This is a genomic window from Mesorhizobium sp. M4A.F.Ca.ET.050.02.1.1 (genome assembly GCF_003997725.1).
Classification (GTDB): Bacteria; Pseudomonadota; Alphaproteobacteria; order Rhizobiales; family Rhizobiaceae; genus Mesorhizobium.
In genome coordinates this window covers 1-429 of the sequence record NZ_RZSG01001521.1, presented here as the reverse complement: position 1 = coordinate 429, position 429 = coordinate 1, and the positions used below count along the sequence as shown (strand labels likewise).

The window sequence follows — 429 nt, the reverse complement described above, 5'->3', positions numbered from 1 at the left end:
GCGGGGATGGCGCGGGCCCCGCCGGTGCATTCGGTAACGTTCTTGCCGGTCATCTCGACATGGATGCCGCCGGGATGCGTGCCTTCGCCGCGGTGCACCTCGAAGAAGGTCTGCACCTCCTTCAGGATGCGATCGAACGGCCGTGTCTTGTAGCCGGCCGCCTCAATCGTGTTGCCGTGCATCGGATCCGACGACCAGACCACGCTGCGGCCTTCCTTCTGCACCGCGCGCACCAGCTTCGGCAGATGCTCGGCCACCTTGTCGGCGCCGAAGCGCGCGATCAGCGTCAGCCGTCCCGGCTCGTTCTCCGGGTTGAGCAGGTCGATCAGTTCCAGCAAGCCGTCCGGTGTCAGCGACGGGCCGCATTTCAGCCCGAGCGGGTTCTTGATGCCGCGGCAATATTCGACATGCGCATGGTCGGGCTGGCGG

General features: G+C 66.4%; 1 protein-coding gene. It reads right to left on the bottom strand.

The features are described from left to right. Positions 1 to 429, bottom strand: a 429-nt coding sequence (locus EOA33_RS38460) for a 3-deoxy-7-phosphoheptulonate synthase (RefSeq protein WP_145989629.1), incomplete at both ends; no start/stop codon positions are given.